Below are 25,019 nucleotides of genomic sequence, written 5' to 3' on the forward strand. Positions count from 1 at the left end.
CCGCCGATCGGGGAGCGTTTGCGCTCGACGCATCGGTCGAGCGTGACTCGCGGGTCTTCATTCAGGACGGACGTGGCAACGGGTCGGGAGCGCCGTCCATGGCGTCATGGCTTCAGGGCGCCCGTGCCATGAAGCGGGTGTCGGCAGCAAGCTGATTATTGTCGTTGCCCTTCGACCGCCGTCCTGATAACGGCATTAGTATATAATGATTCTCTAACATATCAACCCGAAGTTGCGTCGTCGATCAAATACACGCCTCATCGCGATTCGAGGTGAATTCCGGAAACCCTTGTGCCAAGCCGCACAACGGAGGTCGGGCACGCTGCGAGGACCGTAGGTTGTGCCGAGCCGTGCGAGGCACAACCAACCGTCGGCGGAAGTTGTGCTTCCTATCGTCAGCACAACCTACGGGGCTGAATTCTCCGGAACGCGCCGAAATTTATGATTATTATGTTTTTCTGAACCGCGTCTGCGGAGAGGGTTGTTGGTCGAGGGGAGGGTGAGCCCGCTCGACACCTCGGCATGTCGAACCGGATGCGGTTCAGTTAGAAGAGCCGATTCAAGCCGTTGAGCGCCGCGACCCGATAGGCTTCCGCCATCGTCGGATAGTTGAAGGTGGTCTCGGTGAAGTACCGGATGCTGTTCGCCTCGCCGGGCTGGGACATGATCGCCTGGCCGATATGAACGATCTCGGCAGCCTGCTCGCCGAAGCAGTGAATCCCCAAGATCTCCAAGGTCTCTCGGTGGAAGAGGAGCTTGAGCATGCCGACCGTATGTCCGGTGATCTGGGCACGGGCGATGCTCTTAAAATCGGCCTGGGCCACCTCGTAGGGGATCTGCAGTGCGGTGAGCTCGCGCTCGGTCCGGCCCACGGAGCTGATCTCCGGAACCGTATAGATCCCGGTCGGGAATTCCTCGATCAGCGACCAGTCGCAGGCGCCGTCGGCGATGTGTGCGCCGACGAATCGCCCTTGATCGTAGCTGGCACTGGCCAGTGCGGGCTGCCCGACGACGTCGCCGACGGCGTAGATGTGCTGCAAGGCGGTCTGGTAGCTCTTGTTGACCTCGATCTGACCACGTTGATTAGTCGTCAGCCCGATGATCTCGAGTCCCAGGTCGTGGGTGTTGCCGGTTCGCCCGTTGGCCCAGAGCAGGATGTCCGTCTTGAACTTCTTGCCTGACTTGCAGTGCAGCACCACCCCGTCGTCGCCGGCCTCGACACGCTCATAGGTCTCGTTGTGTCGGATCACCACACCCTGCTGGCGCAGGTGATAGCCGAGTGCGTCCGTGATCTCGTCGTCGAGAAAGGACAGGAGCCGGTCGCGTGTATCGACCAGGTTCACCTTGACGTCGAGCGCGCCCATGATCGAGGCGTACTCGCAGCCGATGACCCCTGCACCATAGATGGTCATGGATCGCGGGGTGTGCTTCAGTCCGAGCACCGAGTCGCTGTCGCGGATACGCGGGTGGGTGAAATCCACATCCGGCGGATGGTAGGGGCTCGAGCCCGTGGCGATAACGATGTGCTGTGCGCGCAGCTCTTCGTTGACGCCACCCGGGCGTTGGACCTCGATCCGATCCTCGCCCAGGAAGCGCGCGCGCCCGAAGACGACCTCGACCCGATTGCGCTGGTAATAGCGATACCGGGTGCGGACCTGATCGTTGATCACACCGTCGGCGGCACGCAGAAGGTCGGGAAACTCCACTTCGATCTGATGCTGGGTGTGCTGGAATAGTGGGTTGCGTCGATAGTCCGCAAGCATCTGGATCGAGTGGCGCAGCGCCTTGCTGGGGATGGTGCCCCAATGGGTGCAGCCTCCGCCGACCGCATTGTGTGCCTCGACGACGGCGATCCGCTGCCCGGCCTTCGCGAGCTTCATCGCAGCGCCTTCCCCGGCAGGTCCGGTTCCGATGACGATGCTGTCGAATTCTCGTGTGGTCATCGCGAGGGACTCCGGTTGGGGTTCAGAAGGTCATCAAGTGACGTTACGCATAGAACGGGCCATCTCGGCGCGGCCGCGGCCGCGGCCGCGCCTTGCTCTGTCGGCGAAAGGCATTTGTGTTCGTCGCCGCAGTTATCGATCCTGGCCGAGACGGTTTCCCAGTGCACCGGACAGGACGAGTCCGGCAAGGACGAAGGCGAGGAAGAGATAGAAGCCGGGCTCCAAGGAGGTGCCGTTGGTGGTCAAGACGGCGACCGCATCGCTCGCGCCCCGAAGGCCGCCGAGCTGGTTTGCGACCAATGCATCGAAGCCGATGTAGGCCATGAAGATGGCGACGACCATGACGTCGGCCATCGACCACTTGCCTGACTTGAGTGCGAAGAAGCGGACGATCGACGATCCGCGTGACCCGCTCCAATCGTAGTAAAAAGCATAGGTCGCCAAGAGCTTCAGCGCGGGAAAGACCACGCTGAAGAGGGTCAGGAGCACGGCGACCAGGAGCATATCGGCCTGACCGGATTCGAACAGGATTCGCATCACGTCCACAATGCTCTTGGTCTGGAAATAGAGCACCTGATCCGTAAAGACGACCGGCTCGCCGAGGAGCTGAAAGGTCAGCTCCGTGATGCGGGCATCGACCTCGATCATGGGCGTGGCGAGTCCGCCGAGGAGCAAGAGGAAGGTCGCGCCGACGAGCGCAAAGAGCAGGACGGGGGCGAGCCGATCAGTCGTCCTGCCCGACGCTTGCCCCCGCGATGCACCGCCGACCAGCGCGACCATGAACACCGAGGCCACCAGCCCGATCACGGCCCCGAGCTGTTGTTGGATCTGCGGCTGGACCGCGCCGATCTCGGTCTCGATCATGTGCGAGCAGGCATCGACGACTTCCACACAGCCATTACGCACCAGGACAGCATCCAACGCCCAGCGATCGGTCCCGGCACCGCTCGAGGCCACGGCATCGTTCAGTAGCACCCGCAACCGCGCCTTGATCTGCTCCTTCACACCGGGCACGGAGAGTTGCTCGACGAAGGCATCGGCGTACTCGGGCACGCGGTCGCGCAGACGGGCCACATCCAGCAGCAGATCCTGCAAACCCTGCTGCAGTGCGCCTTGGAGCTGGTCCAGCCAGCTTCCGCCGGGGTCCGGACGCCGCTGCGCGAGATTGCGCTCGATCTCGCGGATCAGGGTGTCCAGCAACTGGGTCACGGCCTCCGTTACCTGCTCCCGACTGGCCTCGGTGAGATCCAGCTCGTCGACGCGCTTCTCCAGGATCTCCCCGATCCGCGCGACCCAGACGTCGGCATCCAGCAGCCCGTAGCGGACATGGTGGATCTCGGCGAGATCCGTCTTCAGGACCTTCACGCGGTTCAGATCGCCGATCAGGCCGACCATCAACCAGCCGGCCCCGATCAGCAAGGCGACGGCGAGGATCTGTCGAATGAGTCGTCCGGTCTGCATCAGCCCACCGCTGCCAGACGCGGGAGTTGCGTCTCGGTCTGCGCCGTCGGTAGCGGCGAGCGCTCGTAGACGACGCTCACCGCGTCGCTCCCGAGGAGCTGTCGCAGACGTTTCAGCAGGGCATCGGCCGGCTCCACACGCCAAGTATCGCCGAGCACCAGCTCGCCCGCTGCGCCGGGGCGACGATAGCGCAGACGTACCGGAAGGTCCCCGTCGCGAAAGGCCGCGAGTGCGGCGCGCAAGGCATCGAGTCGGACAAGGCCATCGGCATGGGCAGCGGGGTCCGAGAGATCCAGGATCAGCCGCAGATGATCGGCCATGCTCGCCCGCGCCTGCTCGAAGGTCCGCACGTCGTCGGCACGCAAGGACCAACTGTCTCGAAACTCGTCGAAATTGAGCGCCCCGGTGACCTGCAGGATCTGATCCGGCGCCAGCAGATGCCGCAACTGCTCGTAGAGCTCGGAGAAGACCGTGATCTCGATGCGCCCCGTGCGATCGTCGAGCACCACCGAGCCCATGCGCCCGCGCGGTGTCTTGCCGTGACGCACCGAGACCACGAGACCGGCGACACGGCGCTTTTCGCGATCGCGTCGGTCGCGCCGACCCAGCTCGCGATCCGTCTCCAAGAGCTTGGCGATCCGGCTCACCGCCATCGCCTGGAGCTCAGACTCGTACCGATCGATCGGATGTCCGGTCAGGTAGAGCCCGAGGGTCTCCTTCTCACCCGCCAGACGCTGCTCGTCTTCCCAGTCGACACGGACCTCGGTCGCGAGTTGGGGATCGGGCTCGGGCGAGGCGACCGGTTCCAGTGCGCCGAAGAGATCGGTCTGACCCGCCGCTCGGGTCGCATGGTGCTGCTCGGCCAGCTTGAGCGCCAAGGGCAGCTCCGCCATCAGGGTCGCGCGGTTCGGCCCCAGCTCGTCGAGTGCGCCGGCACGCACCAATGCCTCCAAGACGCGTCGGTTGACCTTGTGCAGATCGATCCGCCGACAGAAATCCCAGAGATCGCGGAAGGGACCATCGGCCGTACGCGCCACGATGATCGCCTCGATCGCACCCTCGCCGACACCCTTGATGGCGCCCATGCCGTACACGACGGTGCGTGGATCGGCGACCGTGAAGCGGTAGGCGGAGCGATTGACCGCCGGCGGCTCGACCCGCAGGCGCAGGGCCCGACACTCCTCGATCAGGGTCACCACCTTGTCGGTGTTGTCCATGTCCGCACTCAGCACCGCCGCCATGAAGGCCGCCGTGTAGTGCGTCTTCAGCCAGAGGGTCTGATAGCTGACTAGGGCGTAGGCGGCCGAATGGGAGTTATGAACGATGATGTCGTTGGCGACAAAATTGTGGGTATCCGCAACCTCAAGATCGTAGGTCATGGCCGCGCCATCCGGCTCGACCGAGACAACACGCTCCCAGTAGATCTCGGGTGGCAGAGTGTCGACGGATTCCAGATCGCCCGGGATTTCAGCGAGCGACCTGCACAGCGCTTCCAATTGTTTCCCTTTCCCAACCAAGTGCGGACCGATCGACTCGACAAATGCGGTAATGCTCCTTCGCCCAACCAGGTGCAAGGTATAGCCGATTCGCCCGTCCTTATACGGAAAGTGCTTCTCCGTCAGTCGGCTGACAATACCTAAACGCAACAAGAGATGCTGGGTCTCACTGATCAGACGCAGGGATGCGCTGGCCAGATAGGGGATCTTATTGGTTGCGTTTTCGCCGGCGACATATCCGTCTCCCGACCAGATGCGCCCGAGAATCACCGCCAAGCATGGATTGTCGAGACGAAAGACAGATGGCGGAAAGTGTTTTTCCGGCGCCTTTTGGCCGATCATGTCCAGCCGCTCCAGCCACAATCGAGCACCGGAGCGTGGCGTGAAGCTGTGCCCGTTTCCGCAGCTGATCCTGGTATCACGACCGGTCCCGACGTCAACGCACCAGGTCTCGGCACGTTCCGGCCTCAGCCGCACCGTCGGCACGGTATCGGGAAAGCGGCTTGCGGCGGACACGAAATCATCCCTGGCATCGACATCCTTGTTGTAAAAATAGAAGCCACTGGGATGACAGGTATTCCCTTCCGAGAGAACCCATCCCAAGGTCACCAACTCATGCTCGGGCCACTGCTCAGTGCCCTCGATCGGCAATCGCGCGGGCGCTGCGATGCGCTCGCCGACACGCAATTCATCAAGCCGCTTCCAGCCCGTTGCCGTCAGCAAAGGGTGATTGCCGGTCGCACGCAGTGTCTTGCCGAGCGAGGTGGTCAGTCTCAAGACCGGCCGGATACCGTTCTCCATCACCCGAACAACGGGGCTCTCGCCCATCCGGTGATCCGACAACAGACTCGCGACCCTGTCGATCCCCGATCGATAGATATCCTTGACGCAGCGCCGCTCACCGCTTGATGGATCGGTCACCAGCGTATCCCCAACGACACACTTATTGAAGCCGTAACCGGCAAACTTATCCATTAAGTCAAAGATGTAAGTCGCAACGTTGCCGTCGACCCCACGCGCCACGGCCCCTTCCTCGAAGATGGCGCGCTGCTTGTCCATCTCCGACTGCTTCTTTTTGCCCATGGCCCGGCGCAGCAGGTCGGCGCCGCCGAGCGAATAGCCGGCGAGCACCTGGGCGATCTGCATCACCTGCTCTTGATAGAGGATGATGCCGTAGGTCGGCTTGAGGATAGGCTCCAGATCCGGGTGCGGATAGGCAACCTCGGCGCGGCCGTGTTTGCGGTTGATGAAGTCGTCGACCATGCCCGACTGCAGCGGGCCGGGGCGAAAGAGTGCGACCAGCGCGGTGATGTCGCCGAAGCTGTCGGGCTGGAGCTTCTTGATCAGCTCCTTCATGCCGCGCGACTCCAACTGGAAGACCGCCGTGGTCTCGCAGCGTTTCAGGAGCGCGAAGGCCTCGGTATCCTGCGGCTCGATCCGCTCGATATCGATCGGCGCCTCGCCGGCCTCGCGACGCAGGGCGTTCACCGTCTTGAGCGCCCAATCGATGATGGTGAGCGTGCGCAGACCCAGGAAGTCGAACTTCACCAGTCCGACCTGCTCCACGTCGTCCTTGTCGAACTGGGTGACCAGGTTCTCCCCGCCCTGCTCGCAGTAGAGCGGGGCGAAGTCGGTCAGCTTGGTCGGCGCGATCACCACGCCGCCGGCATGCTTGCCGGCATTGCGGGTCAGGCCCTCGAGCTTGCGGGCCATGTCGATGAGCGCCCGGATTTCTTCGTCGTCCTCGTAGGCGGCCTTCAGATCGTCGCTCTCGGCGAGCGCCTTCTCCAAGGTCATTCCCAGCTCGAAGGGCACCATCTTGGCGACCCGGTCGACGAACCCGTAAGGATGCCCCATGACGCGCCCGACATCGCGCACCACCGCCTTGGCCGCCATAGTGCCGAAGGTGATGATCTGAGAGACCGCCTCGCGGCCGTACTTCCCGGCGACATAGTCGATGACCCGGTCGCGGCCTTCCATGCAGAAGTCGACGTCGAAGTCGGGCATGGAGACGCGTTCGGGATTCAGGAAGCGCTCGAACAGCAGATCATGCTCGATCGGGTCCAGATCGGTGATCTTGAGCGCGTAGGCAACCAGCGAGCCCGCGCCGGAGCCGCGACCCGGACCGACCGGGATGCCTTGCGCCTTGGCCCACTGGATGAAGTCCGCGACGATGAGGAAGTAGCCGGTGAAGCCCATCTGGGTGATGACGGACAGCTCGAGATCGAGCCGCTCGGCGTAGAGCCGGCGCTGCTCGGCGAGGTCGGGCGCCTCCGGATCGAGGATGCGCTGCAGGCGCTCCTCAAGCCCGACCTGCGAGGCCTCGGCGAAATAGCTGTCCATCGTCATCCCCGCCGGCACCGGGAAATCCGGCAGGAAGTTCTGGCCGAGGGTCAGCTCCAGGTTGCAGCGCTTGGCGATCTCGACCGAGTTCTCCAACGCCTCGGGCAGATCGGCGAAGAGCTCGGCCATCTCCGCGGGGCTGCGCAGCGACTGCTCGGCGCTGAAGCGTCGCGGACGACGCGGGTCGTCCAGCGTGCGCCCTTCGTGGATACAGACCCGCACCTCGTGCGCCTCGAAGTCCTCGGGATGGAGGAAACGCACATCGTTGGTCGCCACCACCGGCACACCCGAACGGATGGCCAGATCAACGCTGGCCTCCACCAGCGCCTCCTCCTGCTCGCGCCCGGTGCGGATCAGCTCCAGGTAAAAGCGGTCGCCGAAGACGGCGAGCCACTCCGCAAGCCGCCGCTCGGCGGCCTCGCGATGCCCGTTCAGGAGCAGTTGAGCGACGTCGCCGTGCGGCCCGCCCGAAAGCGCGATCAGGCCCTCGGCGGCGGACGCGATCCAGTCGCGCTCCAGGTGCGGCACTCCGAGGTGCTGCCCCTCGACATAGGCCCGCGAGATGAGCCGCGTGAGATTGCGGTAGCCGATCGCATCCTGGACGAGCAGCACCAGACGGTGCGGTTTATTGGCGTCCTCCGGGTTGCGCACCAGGAGGTCGGCACCCGCGATCGGCTTGAGCCCGGCCGCGACCGCGGCCTTGTAGAAGCGCACCAGGGCGAAAAAGTTGCACTGATCCGTGATGGCGACCGCCGGCATCCCGAGCGCGGCGACACGCTTGACCAACGGCTTGATCCGCACCAGTCCGTCGACCAGGGAATACTCGGAGTGCAGATGCAGATGGACGAAGCTGGGATCCACGGGTGTCCTGATTCGGGGTTCGACGATGGCGGCGGGCGCCTAGTCTACCCGCCCGCCCGTGTCGCGCCGATTCGGAAAAACAGATCGGATCGGGGATCCGGGTCGGGATCCTCGACAGGGGCGAGCGTCGCCGCGGACTGCCGTGCCCGGCCCGGTCGGGAGCGATCGCCACGCCGCGCTTGACGCCGGTTTGATTTTGTGGACTTTTCCGGAAGGCGCGGCCCAGGACATGGGAAAACGTCTGCCGATCACCCGTCGGCTTGTAACTGCTCAAGCAGACTCCGCACGGCTGCCGGATGCGCCGAACCTTTGCCGCGTGTTGGAATCAGCGGCGTGGGGCACCGACAGGTCGGCCCCTCGATCGGATACTCGGTATCGGAATCTATCCGGCGGGTTCACGTTTTGAGCCATCTCCTGCGATACTCTCTCCAGGCAGCCGAGTGTCGGGACAAGCAAGCCGACAGCCGGCTATCCAAAGAACGGTCGGCCGACCGAGGATGCCGAAGAGGGAGCAGATGAATGGATGATGATTCCCGCAACAACCGCCCGATCGCCCATGCCGCAAGAGACGCGGCCGGACAGTGGCGCCGCCCGCACCATCTGGAGGATCACCTCGCCGGAGTGGCGGCGGTCGCGAGCTGCCATGCCCGGGCCTTCGGTGCCGAAGACTGGGCGCGCCTCGCCGGCCTCTGGCACGACTTGGGCAAGTACCGACCGGCATTTCAAGCCTATATCCGCAATGCCAGCGGGTTCGAGGCGGAGAATGCGCATGTCGAAGGCCTCGGCATGCGGGTCGACCATTCCACGGCCGGTGCCGTTCATGCCTTTTCGGAGCTCGGCGAGTGCGGTGGGAGACTGCTGGCCTACCTCATTGCTGGCCACCATGCCGGCCTGCCCGACTGGAACGGCAGCAGCGCCAGTCTGTTTCAACGGTTGGAGGCGGCGCGACAGCAAGGGCATCTCACGGAAGCTCTAGGCCAGCAACCATCTGCGGCCATCCTGCGTGGTCAAATCCCGGCCAGCCGTCCAAGAGGCAGCGCAAAAGACCTGCATCTCTGGCTGCGTCTGCTGTTCTCTTGCCTGGTGGACGCGGATTTTCTTGATACCGAAGGCTATATGAACCCGGAGCAGGCGCTCCAGCGTGCCTGCCATCCGCCGGTTTCTGATCTGCTAGGACGTTTTACCGACCACATCGACCGGCTCTCCGCCGGAGCCGGATCCAGCCTAGTCAATCGGCTGCGCGCAGCGGTGCTCAAACAATGCACCGAGCGCGCGGGCGAGGATCGGGGTAATGGGCTGTATTCACTCACCGTTCCGACCGGTGGCGGCAAGACCCTCTCGTCACTCGCGTTCGCACTGCATCATGCGAACCGGCACGGAAAGCGTCGCGTCATCTACGCGATTCCCTATCTCTCGATCATCGAGCAGACGGCGGACGTGTTCCGCGGCATTTTTGGCGAGGATCTTGTCGAGCATCACAGCAACCTGGATCCTGACAGGGAAACACTCCGCAGTCGTTTGGCGGCAGAGAATTGGGATGCACCTCTGATCGTCACCACCAACGTACAGTTGTTCGAGTCGCTGTTTGCGGCGCGGACCTCGCGCTGTCGCAAGCTGCACAATCTAGTCGATTCGGTCGTGATTCTGGACGAGGCGCAGCTTCTGCCGACGGAGTTTCTGGGGCCCTGTCTCGCTGCTATCCGCACCCTCAGCGCCTACTATGGCGTGACCTTCGTCCTCTGTACCGCAACGCAGCCCGCTTTTGCGCCGCGCGACATCAACGGCAAACCCTTCGCGGGCCTCCCCGATATGCGTGAGCTAATGCAGGGCGGCCAGCATGTCCAGTCTCCTCATGATCTCTTTTCGCAGCTTGAGCGGGTCGAAGTGCGTTGGCCGGATATGCGGCAAGTCACTCAATGGGACGAACTGGCGACCCGCATTCGCGCGTACGATCAAGCCCTCGTCATCGTCAACCGCAAGCGCGATGCCCGCAATTTAGCGCAGCAACTGCCTGACGCGCTTTATCTCTCCACTGACCTGTGCGGCGCCCATCGGGCCGAGCGCATCGCAGAGATCCGCGACCGTCTGGCAGCAAATCGCGAACGGACCCAGGTCGGATTTTCCCCTCTCCCGCTACATGTCGTCAGCACGCAATTGATCGAGGCGGGCGTGGATGTGGATTTTCCGGTCGTCTTCCGGGCGCTCGCCGGGCTGGATTCCATTGCTCAGGCCGCCGGGCGTTGTAACCGCGAGGGGTGTCTCAAGCAGGGAGATCATCCAGCAAAAGGCCTGGTCCAGGTTTTCGTGGCCCCCGAGCCGGCGCCAAGGGGACTCCTGCTGAAAGGAGAGCAGGCGACCCGCGAATTGCTTGCCGGAGATGCAAGTCCAACGCTGACTCCGGACCTGTTCGAGCGCTATTTCAGGCTCTGGTTCGCTGCGCTCAACACATTCGATAAAGGGTGTATTCTCGACCTGCTTCAGATCGGAGGAGGATTGGAAATCAGTTTTCGCGAGGCAGCCGAGCAGTTTCGGCTGATCGCGGACGAGGGATCACCGGTCATCGTGCGCTGGGGCGAGGCCGAAAAATGGCTAGGTCGGCTTCGGACCGATGGTCCCGACCGCTGGATCATGCGCAAGTTGCAACGCTACTGCGTCAACGTGCGCCGCGACTGCCTGGAGCGACTGATCGCTCAGGGTGATGTGGCTGAAATTCTGCCTGGTCTCTACGTCCAAGAACACGATCTGCTGTATGATCCGCAGCTCGGTTTTCTGGGCTGCGCCGATGAGGTGACGCCCGCCGCCGGAAACTTCGTCGTTTGATGGGAGGATAAGGATGCCGAAGCCACTCTGCTTAAAAGTCTGGGGCGAATTTGCTTGTTTCACCCGTCCGGAAATGAAGGTCGAGCGCGTCTCGTATGACGTCATCACGCCATCGGCCGCTCGCGCCATCTTCGAGGCCATTCTGTGGAAGCCCGAGATCCGCTGGCGCGTCACCAGAATCGAGGTGATCAATCCCATCAAATGGATCTCGGTGCGCCGCAATGAGGTGGGTAAGGTCGCATCAGCCGATGGCCCGGACAAGCGGGAGGGCTCTGGTCTCTACATCGAGGAGCACCGTGTGCAACGCGCCGGCCTCTTCCTGCGCGACGTGGCCTATCGGCTCCATGCCGAATTCGAGGTTATCGCCTCATCCAAGCATGCCCGACTTTATCCCGGCTTGCATCAGGACAAGCCGGCCGAACCGGAAGAGAATCAGCCTGAAAACCCCGCCAAGTACCTGTCCATGTTTCAGCGCCGCGCCCGAAAAGGTCAGTGCGCCTGGCAACCTTACCTCGGCTGTCGCGAGTTCTCTGCTCATTTTGAGTTGATCGAGGATATCGACCTCGCGCAGCAGGAAGAGCCGCCCATCCCGGATAGCCCAGATCTTGGCTGGATGCTCTATGACATCGATTACGCCGATGGCATGAGATCCGGTTTTTTTCGGGCGGAGATGAAGCATGGCGTCATCGATCTGGACCCGGTCGAGGTGCGGAGATGATTCTTCAAGCGCTTCACGACTATTACGAACGTCAACGCGGCATCCTTCCGGGGCTGGGCATCGAAAGCAAAGAACTGCCTTTTCTGCTGGTTCTGCATCCAGATGGGCGGTTCGTCCAGATTCAAGATACGCGGGAGCAGGAAGGTAAAAAACTTCGCGGAACGCCTTTTCTCGTGCCACAGGGCGTCAAGAAATCCGTCAATGTCGCCGCGAATCTACTCTGGGGAAATGTGGAATATGTTTTGGGCGTCCCTGATCCCAAAAAGTTGACCGAGCAACGCCAGAAAGGCAAAGAGTCACACTATCGCAAGCGACTCAAGCAGATGCACGCCGAGTTCCAGGCGAAGATCGACGAACTGCCGCCGGAGATACTGTCCAGCGGCGGTTTATCAGCCGTGCGGACGTTCCTCTCCCGTGGCGACTATGCGGACGTTCTGGCTGATCCGTTATGGCCCCAGCTCATTGCGGATAGCGCCAATGTCAGCTTCAAGATCGCCGGAGATGAAACCCTTGTCTGTAGTGACCCGCTTGTCCTAGCCAAAGCAGACTCCGTTGAAGCGGAGACAAAGGACACACGGGTTTGCCTCATCACGGGCCGCTCCGATGCAATCGAGCGGCTCCATTCGCCGATCAAAGGGGTGTGGGGCGCTCATTCCAGAGGAGCGGACATTGTTTCCTTCAATTTGCCGTCTTGTTGCTCCTTCGGGCGCGAACAAGGCGCCAACGCGCCCATCGGAAAAGGGGCCGCCTTTGGCTACACCACAGCGATCAATCACCTCTTGGGTTCCAGACAACGCTTGCAGGTCGGCGACGCTTCGACCGTATTCTGGGCAGAGCGTGCCAATCCCATGGAATCGCTGCTCGCCCAACTCTTCGGAGAACCCCAGGAAGACAATCCAGACGAGGGCACGAATGCGGTCAGGGCACTATTTGAAGCTCCCAAGACCGGTGCAGCAGCTATCGATGACGACGGTACCCGTTTTTTCGTGCTCGGCCTTGGACCTAATGCCGCACGGATCGCGGTCCGCTTCTGGCATGTCGCCACCGTAGGTGAACTGGCCGAGAACATTCGGCGGCACTTCCGCGACCTGGAGATCATCCGCCCAAAATACTCAGAGACTCCCTTCCTGTCACTGAAGTCGCTCCTGTCCTCCCTATCGCCATCCACGTCGAAGCGTCCCGACGGCGATATCGAAAAACTGCCGCCGAATCTGGCCGGCGACATCATGAAGGCGATCCTGGCCGGCGCGCCGTATCCGCGCACCCTGCTGCAAGCGGCACTGCGTCGTATCCGAGCCGAGCAGGCCAAAAAAGACGGAAAGACAGGCCGGCACCGCGACCATATCCCCCATGCCCGCGCCGCGCTCGTCAAGGCCTGGCTCAACCGGCATACCCGCCACGCAAACTCCAGTCACGAAAGGGAGATCGAGATGGCCCTAGACGAACAGAACACCAATATCGGCTACCGGCTCGGACGACTGTTTGCCGTCCTGGAGCGCGTCCAGCAGGACGCCGCCGGCGGCCCCGGTAAGGTCAACACCACGATCCGCGACAGCTATTTCGGGTCGGCATCAAGCACTCCATCCGCCGTGTTTCCCACCCTGATGCGGCGCAACCAACATCATATGACCAAACTGCGGAAGGAGAAGCCTGGGTTGTATGTGAATCGGGACAAGTTGATCCAAGCTATCTACAGCGATGGCATCGACGGCGATCTGGGATTCCATACAACGCTCTCGCTGGAGAACCAAGGCCGGTTTGTGATTGGCTATTACCATCAGCGTCAAGACCTCTTTAAGACAGCCAGCTAAGGAAGCGACCCATGAGCATCACAAACCGTTACGAGTTCGTCCTGCTGTTCGATGTCAAGGACGGCAACCCCAATGGCGACCCGGACGCTGGCAACCTGCCGCGCCTGGATACCGAAACCGGGCAAGGATTGGTCACTGACGTATCCATCAAACGCAAGATCCGCAATTACGTCGGCATCATCAAGGGTCGTGAAGATGGTTCCTTCGAGCCGGGCTACGACATCTATATCAAAGAAAAGGCGGTTCTGGGTCGAGCCCATTTCAGTGCCTTCGAGAAATGCGGCATCAATCTGGGTCAGGACGCCACAGAGGTGATTCCAGAGGCTCTGGTCGAGGAATTCGAAGCCTTGGATCTTCCCGATGGCATGGAGCGCGAAACCGATGAAGACGGCCGCACGATTCTTAGATTGTCCGCCGTGCTGGATAAGGAAGAAGCCAAAGCATGGATCAAGGAGACCAGCGCCCCCAAGCCAATCAAGGACTTCATCGGCAAGGCCATCAAGAATGTCAAGGCGCGTAAGCCCAAGCAGGACGAGACGGAACGCGGTCGCGTGCAAATGTGCGCCGATTTTTACGACATCCGCACCTTTGGCGCCGTCCTGTCATTGAAGACCGCTCCGAATTGCGGTCAAGTCCGGGGCCCTGTTCAACTCACGTTCGCCCGTTCACTGGACCCGATCGTCACTCTGGAGCACTCCATCACCCGCTGCGCCGTGGCAACGGAGGCCGAGTCGACCAAGCAGAGCGGCGACAACCGCACAATGGGTCGAAAGTTCACCGTCCCCTACGGCCTTTATCGCGCCCACGGCTTTATCTCGGCGCACTTCGCCGCACAGACAAAATTCGGTGAAGACGATCTAAAGCTGCTGTGGGACGCCCTTACCACGTTGTTCGACCATGACCATTCCGCCGCGCGCGGGGAGATGGCCACGCGCGGACTCTATGTCTTCAAGCATGACAGCCATCTCGGAAACGCCGCGGCCCACAAGCTGTTCGACTTGATTCAGGTGGCGCGCCAGGATCCGTTCACGCCGGCCCGGGGCTTCGCCGATTATGCGGTTACCGCGCCGCCTGTCGGACGCTTGGAAGCCTATCCCGGCGTCGAGTTGCTCAGCCTTTGCGATTGAGGAGACTCCCGATGTGGTCACAAACCCTGACGCCCAAAGGGCGGAGCCTCGTCGTCGAGGTTCCCGAAGAGTTGGCGAATCAGCCGATTCAAGTCGTGCTGATCCCGACCCAAATCTCGGCGGACCGCGAGACGCGGCGACGTCAACTCCACGCCTTCTTCGCTCAGTACCAAGCAGATGCTGGCCTGCTGAAATACGACCGAGCAGAACTCTATGAGCGATAGAGCCTTCCTGGACACCAATGTCATCGCGTACACGCTTGCCAATGATGCGCGTAAGAAAGCGATCGCCGAGGGTCTGTTGCTTAATCACCCCGTGATCAGCGTGCAGGTCGTCAATGAGTTGGTTTCCGTCGCAATGCGTAAGCTTGCTTATCCCAGGGACGCGGCCATTTCGGCAGCGCGCGTCGTGATGGACCAATGCGAGGTCATGTCCTTGGAGCCGCAAGATGTCGTAAGGGCTTTCGCGGTCGGCGATCGCTACGGATTCAGCCATTGGGACGCCTTGATCGTCGCGGTCGCGTCCCGCCTTGGCTGCGACACCTTGTACTCAGAGGACATGCAGGATGGTCAGGTCCTCGCCGCGGGACTCAGAGTAGTCAACCCGTTCAAGCCGATGGCAAGCCCGCCGCCGTGACCGAGCCGGACCTCATCCCGCTCTCCGCCCTTCAGCACTGGGTCTACTGCCCGAGGCAATGCGCCCTGATCCACCAAGAGCAGGCGTTCGCCGATAATGTCCATACCGCGCGCGGGCAGGCTGTTCACCATCTGGTGGATCAGCCGGGCTATGAGCTGAAGGCGGGTGTCAAGGTCGAGCGCGCCCTCCCGCTCTGGTCCGAGCGCCTTGGCCTGATCGGCAAGGCCGATCTTGTGGAGATTCACCCGGACGGCACGCCCTACCCGGTCGAGTTCAAGCACGGGCGCAAGCGTGCCGCGGTCCATGACAACGTTCAATTGGCAGCACAAGCCCTCTGTCTGGAAGAGATGTTCAACCGCCCCGTGCTTCGGGGGGCCATCTATCACGCCACCAGCCACCGTCGCCGAGAGGTCGCGATCACCGAGGCGCTGCGCCGACTCGTCGCGGAAACCGCAGATGCCATCCGCGCCATGTTGGCATCCGAGAGACTCCCCGTGCCGGTGAACGACGGGCGTTGCCGCGAATGCTCGCTTAAGGATCTGTGCCAGCCGGAGGCGACCGCTGCCCGAGACCGGCAGGCATCCTTGACGGCGCAACTCTTCAGCACGGACGACGAGGCGACCTGATGCACACCGTACAAAACACCCTCTATGTGATGACGCCGAACGCCTATGCGCACCTGGACAATGCTACCGTCCGCATCGAGGTCGAGCGAGAGACCAAGCTGCGCGTCCCGCTCCATCACATCGGCGCGCTGGTCTGCTTCGGCAACGTTCTGGTCTCGCCGGCTCTCATGCATTTGTTGGCTGATGAAGGGAAGTCTCTGGTTATGCTCGACAATTCCGGGCGTTTCAAGGCCCGCCTAGAGGGGCCGGTGTCCGGAAACATTTTGCTGCGCCAAGCCCAACATCGAGCTGCGCTCGACCCCGAGTTTGCCTTGACCACCGCCCGCGCCATGATCGCAGGCAAGCTGCGCAATAGCCGCTCGGTCCTGCTGCGCGGCGCGCGCGAAGCCGCCGATGCCGGCGAGGCCGAAACCCTCACGCGGGCAGCCGAAGCCATCGCGGCGTCGCTTCGCGCCGTTCCGGGTGCGTCGGACCTGGATACCTTGCGCGGAATCGAAGGCGAGGCCGCTCGTGGCTACTTCGCTGCACTCAATCTCATCATCAAACCTCAGGCGCGACAGAGCTTCGCCTTGGATGGCCGCACCAGACGCCCACCGCGGGACCGCTTCAATGCCTTGATCTCCTTTCTCTATTCGATGCTGATGAACGACTGCAGATCCGCCGCCGAGTCGGTTGGACTCGATCCCCAGCTCGGTTTCCTGCATGCTGTGCGTCCCGGCCGCGCCGCGCTGGCCCTGGATCTCCAGGAGGAATTCCGATCCATCTTTGCGGATCGGCTTGCGCTCACTCTGATCAACCGCGGTCAAATCAACGCAAAGGATTTCGACGAACGCGAGGGCGGCGCGGTCATGCTCAATGACCAAGGGCGCCGACAGGTCGTCACCGCATGGCAGGAACGCAAGCAGGAGGAGATCACCCATCCCTTGTCGGAGTCCAAGATGCCGCTCGCGCTCTTGCCCTTTGTGCAGGCCCGCATCCTTGCGCGTACGCTTCGAGGCGACATGCAAGGCTATCTCCCCTATCTCGCGAAGTGACGGAGTCTCCAACTGATGCTCATCATCGCGACCTACGATGTCTCTACGGAGACCCCCGAAGGCCGACGCCGGCTGCGCAGGGTTGCCAAAGTCTGCGAACGTGTCGGTCAGCGCGTCCAGAAATCCGTTTTCGAATGCCAGGTCAACCAGATGCAGTACGAAGCACTGGAGCGGACTCTGCTCGCCGAGATCAATCTGCAAGAAGACAACCTGCGTTTCTACCGACTCACCGAACCCCAAGACATACACGTAAAGCAGTACGGGGTATTCCGCTCCGTCGATTTCGAAGGTCCTCTCCTCGTATGACGCGCGAACCCAAAGCAACGAAGAAAACCCCGAGGGTTCGCGCAACAGCTAACCGATTGTTTTCAAAAGATTCCGTAGATTCTCTCCGAGGGTGCTTCCTCCGGGCACTTGCCCCGTCGGCCACGATCGCGCAAGCTCGTCGTACTCCGTCGCAGAATCAACCGATTGCATGCGCGGGGGGATCGCCCGGCCAATTGGCCGGGCGCGGATTGAAACAGCGGTAGACGGCGGAGTCGACGACGGCAATCGGGGGATCGCCCGGCCAATTGGCCGGGCGCGGATTGAAACGAGCGCGATGCGTAGGCGGTCGACGGGCTCCTCCGGGATCGCCCGGCCAATTGGCCGGGCGCGGATTGAAACGAGCTGATTCGCACCCGCGCAATCGAGGCTATCATGGGATCGCCCGGCCAATTGGCCGGGCGCGGATTGAAACAGTTGCGCATCTGGGCGCTTGAGGATGAGGCTGCGGGGATCGCCCGGCCAATTGGCCGGGCGCGGATTGAAACATCACGCCGTCGAGATCGGTTTGCGAAATCCCGAGGGGATCGCCCGGCCAATTGGCCGGGCGCGGATTGAAACCCGCTAGATCCTCGAATGAAGCTCCAGAGGTATTGCGGGATCGCCCGGCCAATTGGCCGGGCGCGGATTGAAACTCCAACGACGCCGCCTCCGCCGCCAGCTCCATAGCGGGATCGCCCGGCCAATTGGCCGGGCGCGGATTGAAACACAATCATGGTCGACGCGCGCAATTACGCGGAGCCGGGATCGCCCGGCCAATTGGCCGGGCGCGGATTGAAACCCGAGCCCGCCGAGCAGCCGAGGCCGTGCTCGCCGGGATCGCCCGGCCAATTGGCCGGGCGCGGATTGAAACCAAAGCGGCGAAATCAGCGCGACCGCGTTCAATTCCGGATCGCCCGGCCAATTGGCCGGGCGCGGATTGAAACCACCTATGCCTGTCGGGATGAGTTCCTACGCGAAAGGGATCGCCCGGCCAATTGGCCGGGCGCGGATTGAAACGCGACATCCGGCACGGCAGTTGCTGGGCTTGCGGGGGGATCGCCCGGCCAATTGGCCGGGCGCGGATTGAAACATACGCGATTTTCTGCGCTTCGAGCACGCCCGGATGGGATCGCCCGGCCAATTGGCCGGGCGCGGATTGAAACTCCGTGGTCCGGGCGATCCGGCTATGAGCCTGACGGATCGCCCGGCCAATTGGCCGGGCGCGGATTGAAACCGCTCGCCTGCTGCGGCTCGATCCAAAGCTCACGGGGGGATCGCCCGGCCAATTGGCCGGGCGCGGATTGAAACATGCGATCTAGCCTAGCAACAGATTGTTGTGTTTGGGATCGCCCGGCCAATTGGCCGGGCGCGGATTGAAACAGGACGTGGAGCGGACCGGAGTGCAATGGGCTGGTGGGATCGCCCGGCCAATTGGCCGGGCGCGGATTGAAACACTGGCTGCAATGACCCGCTTCCTCGAATCCGCCCGCGGGATCGCCCGGCCAATTGGCCGGGCGCGGATTGAAACATCTCTTCGCCGCCGGCGTGGACGGCTTCTGCGCCGGGATCGCCCGGCCAATTGGCCGGGCGCGGATTGAAACGCAAAACAGAACTTGCCACCCATCACCGAGGCGATCGGGATCGCCCGGCCAATTGGCCGGGCGCGGATTGAAACGACAAGTGAACGAGGACACGCCGAAAGACCAGATGGGATCGCCCGGCCAATTGGCCGGGCGCGGATTGAAACTGAGAATCTGTAGGTTTGGAATCGACATCAATTGGGGGATCGCCCGGCCAATTGGCCGGGCGCGGATTGAAACAAAGTGGGAGATGCCCGCGACCCACGAAGCGCTGCGGGATCGCCCGGCCAATTGGCCGGGCGCGGATTGAAACGCCGTCGGGGCTTTCGCAACCGCAGAAATGGAGAGGGGATCGCCCGGCCAATTGGCCGGGCGCGGATTGAAACTTGTCAACAATGGCATGGGATGGGGGCAGCCGAGAGGGATCGCCCGGCCAATTGGCCGGGCGCGGATTGAAACAATCTGTGTCGGAACCGATGGCGTAGTCGTCGCAAGGGATCGCCCGGCCAATTGGCCGGGCGCGGATTGAAACTATCAGTCATCCCGCCCGCTTGCGCGCAAGGCATACGGGATCGCCCGGCCAATTGGCCGGGCGCGGATTGAAACGCCGAATCGTCCCAGAATTCACGGCTCCACTCGGTGGGATCGCCCGGCCAATTGGCCGGGCGCGGATTGAAACTCGAATGCACCGAAAGTGAAGGATTTCGTCCCGCGGGATCGCCCGGCCAATTGGCCGGGCGCGGATTGAAACGAGGATTTCTCCGACTACGTCGACGGCATTGCCGAGGGATCGCCCGGCCAATTGGCCGGGCGCGGATTGAAACCTGCAGCGCGCCGTGGGCGTCGATGACGACGGGCGAGGATCGCCCGGCCAATTGGCCGGGCGCGGATTGAAACGAGGAGGATTGCTTAGATGGCGACCGAATACAGTGGATCGCCCGGCCAATTGGCCGGGCGCGGATTGAAACGAGGTTGGCAAATACATCGCCGAAGTCACCGGCCGGATCGCCCGGCCAATTGGCCGGGCGCGGATTGAAACAAGAAATGGGCGTATGAATTTCGCCGCGCGATTCAGGATCGCCCGGCCAATTGGCCGGGCGCGGATTGAAACTCCTGGACGCGCGGCTGCCGTCCGAGCTTGATCTGGGATCGCCCGGCCAATTGGCCGGGCGCGGATTGAAACGTCGAAGAATGCGCCAGGCGGCGTGCAGTTGATCGGGGATCGCCCGGCCAATTGGCCGGGCGCGGATTGAAACAGCTGCGCATCTGGGCGCTTGAGGATGAGGCTGCGGGATCGCCCGGCCAATTGGCCGGGCGCGGATTGAAACTACTGGGAGTCGATCGGCCGGAGCGCGGTCCTCTGGATCGCCCGGCCAATTGGCCGGGCGCGGATTGAAACAGCCCGAGCAGCCATTCTTCGAGCGCCTCATCCAGCGGATCGCCCGGCCAATTGGCCGGGCGCGGATTGAAACCCGATGACGAGGCGACGCGGTCGCGGTGGCTTGAGGATCGCCCGGCCAATTGGCCGGGCGCGGATTGAAACTTGTAGCCGGATGCGGGCATGGGGTTACGATGCAGGGATCGCCCGGCCAATTGGCCGGGCGCGGATTGAAACTGGATGCTGCGCAGGCCCTTGCCCTCGTGCTCGCGAGGATCGCCCGGCCAATTGGCCGGGCGCGGATTGAAACGCGCTGTTTGCGCCATTGGATGGACTCGCGCAGCAGGATCGCCCGGCCAATTGGCCGGGCGCGGATTGAAACTTCTATAAGTGGGGGACCGGAGCCAACGGACTGACGGATCGCCCGGCCAATTGGCCGGGCGCGGATTGAAACGCTTCGATCTTGAGCCGCATCGACGACCTGAAGGATGGATCGCCCGGCCAATTGGCCGGGCGCGGATTGAAACGTACCGATGGCATGACGAAGATGGATGTGGTCGGGGATCGCCCGGCCAATTGGCCGGGCGCGGATTGAAACCAGATCGATCAGGAAGGCACCGAGCTGATGACGGGGATCGCCCGGCCAATTGGCCGGGCGCGGATTGAAACTTCTGCAACTCCAGATTCATCTGGGCCGCGTTGGCGGATCGCCCGGCCAATTGGCCGGGCGCGGATTGAAACAAGTCCTTCGGTCTGCAGCGCCGAGACGCCGAATGGATCGCCCGGCCAATTGGCCGGGCGCGGATTGAAACACGGCATAGCTGCGGGTGCCGGTTTTCCAAAGGAGGATCGCCCGGCCAATTGGCCGGGCGCGGATTGAAACATCGTCATGGTGACGGCGGTGGCCTCGGTGATGGTGGATCGCCCGGCCAATTGGCCGGGCGCGGATTGAAACGCTTTGATCCATCGTCGGGGAGATGCCGCCGGCGTGGATCGCCCGGCCAATTGGCCGGGCGCGGATTGAAACTCACGACTCATGTTTACCAATGGGCGTTGCTCACCGGATCGCCCGGCCAATTGGCCGGGCGCGGATTGAAACGAGTCGCGCGCGGTCTTTGGCGTGTCCCGTCTCGGGATCGCACGGCCAATTGGCCGGGCGCGGATTGAAACCGGCGAAGCGCCTACTGCGCGGACGCGATGCGATGGATCGCCCGGCCAATTGGCCGGGCGCGGATTGAAACGGCATGGTCTGCATGACCTCGACGCAATCACCGTTAGGATCGCCCGGCCAATTGGCCGGGCGCGGATTGAAACCTATTGGCCCGTTGAGGGGCCGTGGTTGGCCGGGCGCGGGTAGATATTCATAAAGATGCCATCATGACCGATTGGAAAGATCGAATCATCTGCGATCCCGAAATCCTGTTTGGGAAACCCCACATTCGAGGCACCCGCATCGGCGTGGAGTTTGTGCTGGACCGGCTCGCCGACGGATGGAGCCAGGCAGAGATACTGGACAGCTATCCACATGTCTCCGCGGACGATTTACAGGCAGTCTTTGCCTTCGCACGCGACTGCATAAAGAAAGAAAACCTCATCAAGCAAGCACCCGCCGAGTCCGACCGAACGTCGCCGTAAGCCCGTTGTTGCAAGCCAAAAAGAGCGATCACAGGCTGACCGTTCCGGAGTTCGGCTCGGGGACACCAGAGACGACGCCGCTTCAAGAATCCGGGCACCCGCGACCGGGCACTCGGCGAGATCGATCACTGGCTGGCGACCGCCGGGTGGGATCTGTGGTCGGACTACGAGACCTCGGTCCCGCGGACCGCGCAGGCGCTCGGCGACTGGTGGGCCAGCCGATCGCCGGGACGAGCGGTGCTCATCCTCGATGCACTCTCCCTGCGCGAGGCGCCCTGGATCCTCCACCAGGCCGAGTTGCGGGGTTACGGCATCCAGCAGGCGCGCCCAACCGGCGCCGAGCTGCCGCCGAGCACCACCCCGTTCGCCAAGGCCCTCGGCTTTGCACAACGTTCAGCGCTCGGCAACAACGGCGCGGGCACTGCGCACAAGCTCCCCGGCGCGCGCACCGAATCCGTCGACATCGCCTGGGCCGACTGCGCCAAGCTGATCGGCGCCGAGCCGGATTGGATCTTCTGGCACCGATGGCCCGATCACCGGCTCCACGACCACGACGAGCCCGGCCAGGGACTCGCCACGCTCACGCAGGAGGTCGAAACCCAACTCACCGGCGATGCCTTCTGGTCGCTGGTCGAACGGCTCGCCACCGGGCGTCGGCTCGTGCTGACCGCCGATCACGGCTATGCCGCCAGAGGTCAGTTCCCCGACAGCGGCAAGGACGAGGCCGAGTCTCTCAAGGGGCGCTTCAAGAGCGGTCGCGCGGTCGAATCCGCCGAGGAGCCCGGCAACTGGTCACCACCGCTCGATCTGGGCATCGACAGCGCCCACGGCGGTCACCTCTACGTCAACGGCCGGCGCAAATGGAAGAGCCAGGATGGTTATCCGACACTCACGCACGGCGGATTGAGTATCCTGGAGGTGGCGGTGCCCTTCATCGAGCTGAGGCGAAATCCCGGATGATCCGGACAACGTGGCCGAAACGCCGGAGCACGGCAACGATCCTGACGTGAGGACTAGACGATGCAACTGACCTTGACGCTTCCGGATGAGCTGGCGGCGAATTTTCAGAGTGAAGACGACCTCAGACGAACCCTGTATGAGGATTTCATCATCGAACAACGTCAGGCTGGCGCGATCAGTTTGAGCAAAGCGGCCGAGTTGCTCGATGTGAGCTACCGGGAGTTCTTCGCCCTGTTGGGGCGAAAAGGGCTTTCATTCCTCAATGCCTCGACCGAGGAGACGGAGGCTAGCTATCGAGCCTTTGCCGACGTGATGCGCCAGCGATGATTGTTGTGACCAACGCGAGTCCGCTGATCGCGCTCGATCAGGCACGCGTCTTGCCTTGGACGCTAAGATTGGCCAAGGATGACTTCGGAGGTACCCAATGCAGGTCAATATGTTGGAAGCCAAGAGCCAACTCTCCAGCCTGATTGTCGCGGCTGAACGCGGTGAGGAGGTACTGATCGCCCGTAACGGCGTACCGGTTGCGCGGATCGTTCCCTATTCGCGCTCCCGAGTGAAACCGCCCGGCGCATGGAAGGGACAGGTGCCCTATTCGACCGATTGGCGATCGCCCGAGACCGATCAGGCGGTCGAGCGACTCTTCGCGGGCGAAAACGATGCGCCTGCTGCTTGATACCTGCGTCCTGTACGACTGGATGATGGATGCCTTGGCCGATCCCGAGACGGTCGCGCCGAGCCAGCGGGCAGGGGCCTATGTCAGTAGGTTGGGCAAAGCGCAGCGCGCCCAACCCGCGCCGGCATCACAGGGAGCTGTTGGGCACGCTGCGCTTTGCCCAACCTACGACAGATGGTGTTCACGCATCGGTACAGGTTGTTTCTGAACCGTCATTCGGCATCCGCGGCACCGGCAATCCGCAGCGCGCCGACACCAACCCCATCAGTGAAGTGAATCGGAAGACCTGAAGATGGCCAAAGACCAACCCTGGAAAGCCAAAGGGATGAAGAAGGACGAATGGCTGGCCGATGAGGTCGCCAAGGCGGTCGGCGCGGGCAAGCCCTGGGCCTGCGAGACGGTGGAATTCTCCGACCCCGACCGCCCGCCGACCTGCATCGAGGTGGACTTTCCCATCATCCCGATCAACGAGATCGCAGCCATCGAGGGCAACGCAGGCAAGCCCATCTATCAGATGTCCAAATGGTGGGCGCGTCGGCGCAGCAGTGTCTTCCGCGCCATGCTGTTGGCCAGTGCCATCAAGGCCCCGGACGACCCCGCGGAGGCCGCCAAGCTGGTCTGGGACGTCTACTACGGCAACCACCAGAAGAAAGGCGCCTTCAAGCATCTCAAGGTGGCCGACATCTTCATGGGCGGCGGCACCACCATCGTCGAGGGCTCCCGTCTCGAGGACCAAGACACGCCGATGACGGTGTTGGAGGCCCTGCTCGGCATCAACCAACTGCTCGACGAGGAGGCCGGCGGCATCAAGGAGGCCCCGCCCCACAACGCCGAGCCCTTCACCCGGATGCTGCTGCGCCTCTTCGACGGCAAAGGCGAGCTTGCGCGCGACCAGATGCAGAAGTTCCTGCGCGGCACCGGCAGCGCGCCGTCCGATTTTGCCGACCGCGGCTGGGTCTTCGAGGAGAAGAAGGTCTTTCATCTGACCCCGCCGCTGGATCTGGCCCGCGCCTGGATCGGCAAGCACCGCAAAGGGATGCAGAGCGACTACGACCAGGCACTCTTCCTGGTCGGCGCCTGCTTCGAGGGCAGCGGCATCAACGTCAACGAGACGCTCGGCAACCCGAATTTCCGCCCGCACCCGGCACTCGGCGCGCTGCTGACCTGGCTCAAGACCCACGGGGCCGATACCCCGACCCGCAACGCCGCCGCGGTCGCCGCGAGTCTCTATCAAACCTGGGCGTCTAAGAACCAGAGCACGGTCAAACAGCTCGAATTGTTCGACGACCTGGGGGAGGCCGCGTGATGGTGCGCTCGTGTCGGGCGGTTGTTGGGCACGCTGCGCTTTGCCCAACCTACTTTGCTTCACATGAATTCGGTGTGATCTTGTGCAACATCGACGGTGAGTCATGAACACCTTGAGACTGGATCTACCGCTGGCTGGGTTGCCCTCGCCGGCGGAATTGACGGACAGCTTTGCCGATGAGTGCGTATTCCACGCCCATTCGGCCACCCATTCCACGGGCATTCGGCCACTGATTCCACGCTGATTCGGCCACCCGTTCCACGGCGATCCGGCCACTGATTCCACGGCCATTCGGCCACCCC

At 62.7% G+C, this 25,019-nt stretch carries 19 protein-coding genes and 1 CRISPR repeat array; of the genes, 16 read left to right on the forward strand and 3 right to left on the reverse strand.

Features of this window, described 5'->3' with window-relative positions:
* Positions 1–545: 545 nt before the first annotated feature.
* From sthA to dnaE, 3 genes are all read right to left on the reverse strand, one after another.
* The gene (gene sthA / locus AADX97_RS02585) at positions 546–1,943 is read right to left on the reverse strand and encodes a Si-specific NAD(P)(+) transhydrogenase (RefSeq protein ID WP_374232014.1); all 1,398 of its coding nucleotides are present in this window, start codon (positions 1,941–1,943) and stop codon (positions 546–548) included.
* A 132-nt stretch (positions 1,944–2,075) separates the two neighbouring features.
* On the reverse strand, positions 2,076–3,404 hold the full coding sequence (locus tag AADX97_RS02590) for a paraquat-inducible protein A (protein ID WP_374232015.1): 1,329 nt from the start codon (positions 3,402–3,404) through the stop codon (positions 2,076–2,078).
* Positions 3,404–8,104, reverse strand: coding sequence for a DNA polymerase III subunit alpha (gene dnaE, locus AADX97_RS02595; RefSeq protein WP_374232016.1), 4,701 nt, complete (start codon positions 8,102–8,104; stop codon positions 3,404–3,406). The genes AADX97_RS02590 and dnaE overlap by 1 nt, the downstream gene beginning before the upstream one ends.
* A gap of 519 nt (positions 8,105–8,623) precedes the next feature.
* On the opposite strand from dnaE, the gene AADX97_RS02600 reads away from it, so the two are divergent.
* The 16 genes from AADX97_RS02600 to AADX97_RS02675 all read left to right on the forward strand — a co-directional run bounded on the left by AADX97_RS02600 (position 8,624) and on the right by AADX97_RS02675 (position 24,961).
* A complete protein-coding gene (locus AADX97_RS02600) occupies positions 8,624–10,924 on the forward strand; it encodes a CRISPR-associated endonuclease Cas3'' (RefSeq protein ID WP_374232017.1) in 2,301 nt (766 codons plus the stop codon).
* 13 nt (positions 10,925–10,937) lie between these two features.
* Positions 10,938–11,642, forward strand: coding sequence for a type I-C CRISPR-associated protein Cas5c (cas5c, locus tag AADX97_RS02605; protein ID WP_374232018.1), 705 nt, complete (start codon positions 10,938–10,940; stop codon positions 11,640–11,642).
* Positions 11,639–13,453, forward strand: a complete 1,815-nt coding sequence (gene cas8c / locus AADX97_RS02610; RefSeq protein ID WP_374232019.1) for a type I-C CRISPR-associated protein Cas8c/Csd1 — start codon at positions 11,639–11,641, stop codon at positions 13,451–13,453. Before cas5c ends, cas8c begins: the two co-directional genes overlap by 4 nt.
* 11 nt (positions 13,454–13,464) lie before the next feature.
* Positions 13,465–14,580 (forward strand): type I-C CRISPR-associated protein Cas7/Csd2, encoded by a 1,116-nt coding sequence (cas7c, locus tag AADX97_RS02615; RefSeq protein WP_374232020.1) that lies wholly within the window; start codon positions 13,465–13,467, stop codon positions 14,578–14,580.
* Between the two features lie 11 nt (positions 14,581–14,591).
* On the forward strand, positions 14,592–14,804 hold the full coding sequence (locus tag AADX97_RS02620) for a hypothetical protein (protein ID WP_374232021.1): 213 nt from the start codon (positions 14,592–14,594) through the stop codon (positions 14,802–14,804).
* The gene (locus tag AADX97_RS02625) at positions 14,794–15,216 is read left to right on the forward strand and encodes a PIN domain-containing protein (RefSeq protein WP_374232022.1); all 423 of its coding nucleotides are present in this window, start codon (positions 14,794–14,796) and stop codon (positions 15,214–15,216) included. Before AADX97_RS02620 ends, AADX97_RS02625 begins: the two co-directional genes overlap by 11 nt.
* Positions 15,213–15,842 carry a CRISPR-associated protein Cas4 gene (gene cas4 / locus AADX97_RS02630; protein ID WP_374232023.1) on the forward strand — a complete coding sequence of 210 codons (630 nt, stop codon included), beginning with the start codon at positions 15,213–15,215 and terminating at the stop codon, positions 15,840–15,842. Before AADX97_RS02625 ends, cas4 begins: the two co-directional genes overlap by 4 nt.
* Positions 15,842–16,876 (forward strand): type I-C CRISPR-associated endonuclease Cas1c, encoded by a 1,035-nt coding sequence (cas1c, locus tag AADX97_RS02635; protein WP_374232024.1) that lies wholly within the window; start codon positions 15,842–15,844, stop codon positions 16,874–16,876. The genes cas4 and cas1c overlap by 1 nt, the downstream gene beginning before the upstream one ends.
* Before the next feature lie 15 nt (positions 16,877–16,891).
* Positions 16,892–17,182, forward strand: a complete 291-nt coding sequence (gene cas2, locus AADX97_RS02640; RefSeq protein WP_374232025.1) for a CRISPR-associated endonuclease Cas2 — start codon at positions 16,892–16,894, stop codon at positions 17,180–17,182.
* 179 nt (positions 17,183–17,361) lie between these two features.
* Positions 17,362–21,454: direct repeats of the CRISPR family, unit length 37 nt; unit sequence GGATCGCCCGGCCAATTGGCCGGGCGCGGATTGAAAC.
* A 63-nt stretch (positions 21,455–21,517) separates the two neighbouring features.
* Positions 21,518–21,775, forward strand: a complete 258-nt coding sequence (locus AADX97_RS02645) for a DUF433 domain-containing protein (RefSeq protein ID WP_374232026.1) — start codon at positions 21,518–21,520, stop codon at positions 21,773–21,775.
* A gap of 237 nt (positions 21,776–22,012) precedes the next feature.
* Positions 22,013–22,735 (forward strand): hypothetical protein, encoded by a 723-nt coding sequence (locus AADX97_RS02650; RefSeq protein WP_374232027.1) that lies wholly within the window; start codon positions 22,013–22,015, stop codon positions 22,733–22,735.
* Between the two features lie 60 nt (positions 22,736–22,795).
* Positions 22,796–23,062, forward strand: a complete 267-nt coding sequence (locus AADX97_RS02655; RefSeq protein ID WP_374232028.1) for a UPF0175 family protein — start codon at positions 22,796–22,798, stop codon at positions 23,060–23,062.
* Between the two features lie 97 nt (positions 23,063–23,159).
* Positions 23,160–23,411 carry a type II toxin-antitoxin system Phd/YefM family antitoxin gene (locus tag AADX97_RS02660; RefSeq protein WP_374232029.1) on the forward strand — a complete coding sequence of 84 codons (252 nt, stop codon included), beginning with the start codon at positions 23,160–23,162 and terminating at the stop codon, positions 23,409–23,411.
* A gap of 140 nt (positions 23,412–23,551) precedes the next feature.
* Positions 23,552–23,701, forward strand: coding sequence for a hypothetical protein (locus AADX97_RS02665; RefSeq protein ID WP_374232030.1), 150 nt, complete (start codon positions 23,552–23,554; stop codon positions 23,699–23,701).
* A 2-nt stretch (positions 23,702–23,703) separates the two neighbouring features.
* On the forward strand, positions 23,704–24,717 hold the full coding sequence (locus AADX97_RS02670; RefSeq protein ID WP_374232031.1) for a DUF1156 domain-containing protein: 1,014 nt from the start codon (positions 23,704–23,706) through the stop codon (positions 24,715–24,717).
* A gap of 103 nt (positions 24,718–24,820) precedes the next feature.
* On the forward strand, positions 24,821–24,961 hold the full coding sequence (locus tag AADX97_RS02675; protein WP_374232032.1) for a hypothetical protein: 141 nt from the start codon (positions 24,821–24,823) through the stop codon (positions 24,959–24,961).
* The last annotated feature ends 58 nt before the right edge of the window (positions 24,962–25,019 follow it).

Origin of the sequence: Thiocapsa sp. C2-2m (assembly GCF_041903745.1) — a bacterium.
Taxonomy (GTDB): Bacteria; Pseudomonadota; Gammaproteobacteria; order Chromatiales; family Chromatiaceae; genus Thiocapsa; species Thiocapsa roseilacustris.

What these genes read in the sequence shown, in the direction of transcription:
- AADX97_RS02675 (WP_374232032.1), top strand. Translation starts at nt 24,821, where the DNA reads ATGAACACCTTGAGACTGGATCTACCGCTGGCTGGGTTGCCCTCGCCG.
- AADX97_RS02600 (WP_374232017.1), top strand. Translation starts at nt 8,624, where the DNA reads ATGGATGATGATTCCCGCAACAACCGCCCGATCGCCCATGCCGCAAGA.
- cas8c (WP_374232019.1), top strand. Translation starts at nt 11,639, where the DNA reads ATGATTCTTCAAGCGCTTCACGACTATTACGAACGTCAACGCGGCATC.
- AADX97_RS02590 (WP_374232015.1), bottom strand. Translation starts at nt 3,404, where the DNA reads ATGCAGACCGGACGACTCATTCGACAGATCCTCGCCGTCGCCTTGCTG.
- cas1c (WP_374232024.1), top strand. Translation starts at nt 15,842, where the DNA reads ATGCACACCGTACAAAACACCCTCTATGTGATGACGCCGAACGCCTAT.
- cas5c (WP_374232018.1), top strand. Translation starts at nt 10,938, where the DNA reads ATGCCGAAGCCACTCTGCTTAAAAGTCTGGGGCGAATTTGCTTGTTTC.
- AADX97_RS02620 (WP_374232021.1), top strand. Translation starts at nt 14,592, where the DNA reads ATGTGGTCACAAACCCTGACGCCCAAAGGGCGGAGCCTCGTCGTCGAG.
- cas7c (WP_374232020.1), top strand. Translation starts at nt 13,465, where the DNA reads ATGAGCATCACAAACCGTTACGAGTTCGTCCTGCTGTTCGATGTCAAG.
- AADX97_RS02670 (WP_374232031.1), top strand. Translation starts at nt 23,704, where the DNA reads ATGGCCAAAGACCAACCCTGGAAAGCCAAAGGGATGAAGAAGGACGAA.
- cas2 (WP_374232025.1), top strand. Translation starts at nt 16,892, where the DNA reads ATGCTCATCATCGCGACCTACGATGTCTCTACGGAGACCCCCGAAGGC.
- AADX97_RS02655 (WP_374232028.1), top strand. Translation starts at nt 22,796, where the DNA reads ATGCAACTGACCTTGACGCTTCCGGATGAGCTGGCGGCGAATTTTCAG.
- AADX97_RS02645 (WP_374232026.1), top strand. Translation starts at nt 21,518, where the DNA reads ATGACCGATTGGAAAGATCGAATCATCTGCGATCCCGAAATCCTGTTT.
- sthA (WP_374232014.1), bottom strand. Translation starts at nt 1,943, where the DNA reads ATGACCACACGAGAATTCGACAGCATCGTCATCGGAACCGGACCTGCC.
- AADX97_RS02660 (WP_374232029.1), top strand. Translation starts at nt 23,160, where the DNA reads ATGCAGGTCAATATGTTGGAAGCCAAGAGCCAACTCTCCAGCCTGATT.
- AADX97_RS02625 (WP_374232022.1), top strand. Translation starts at nt 14,794, where the DNA reads ATGAGCGATAGAGCCTTCCTGGACACCAATGTCATCGCGTACACGCTT.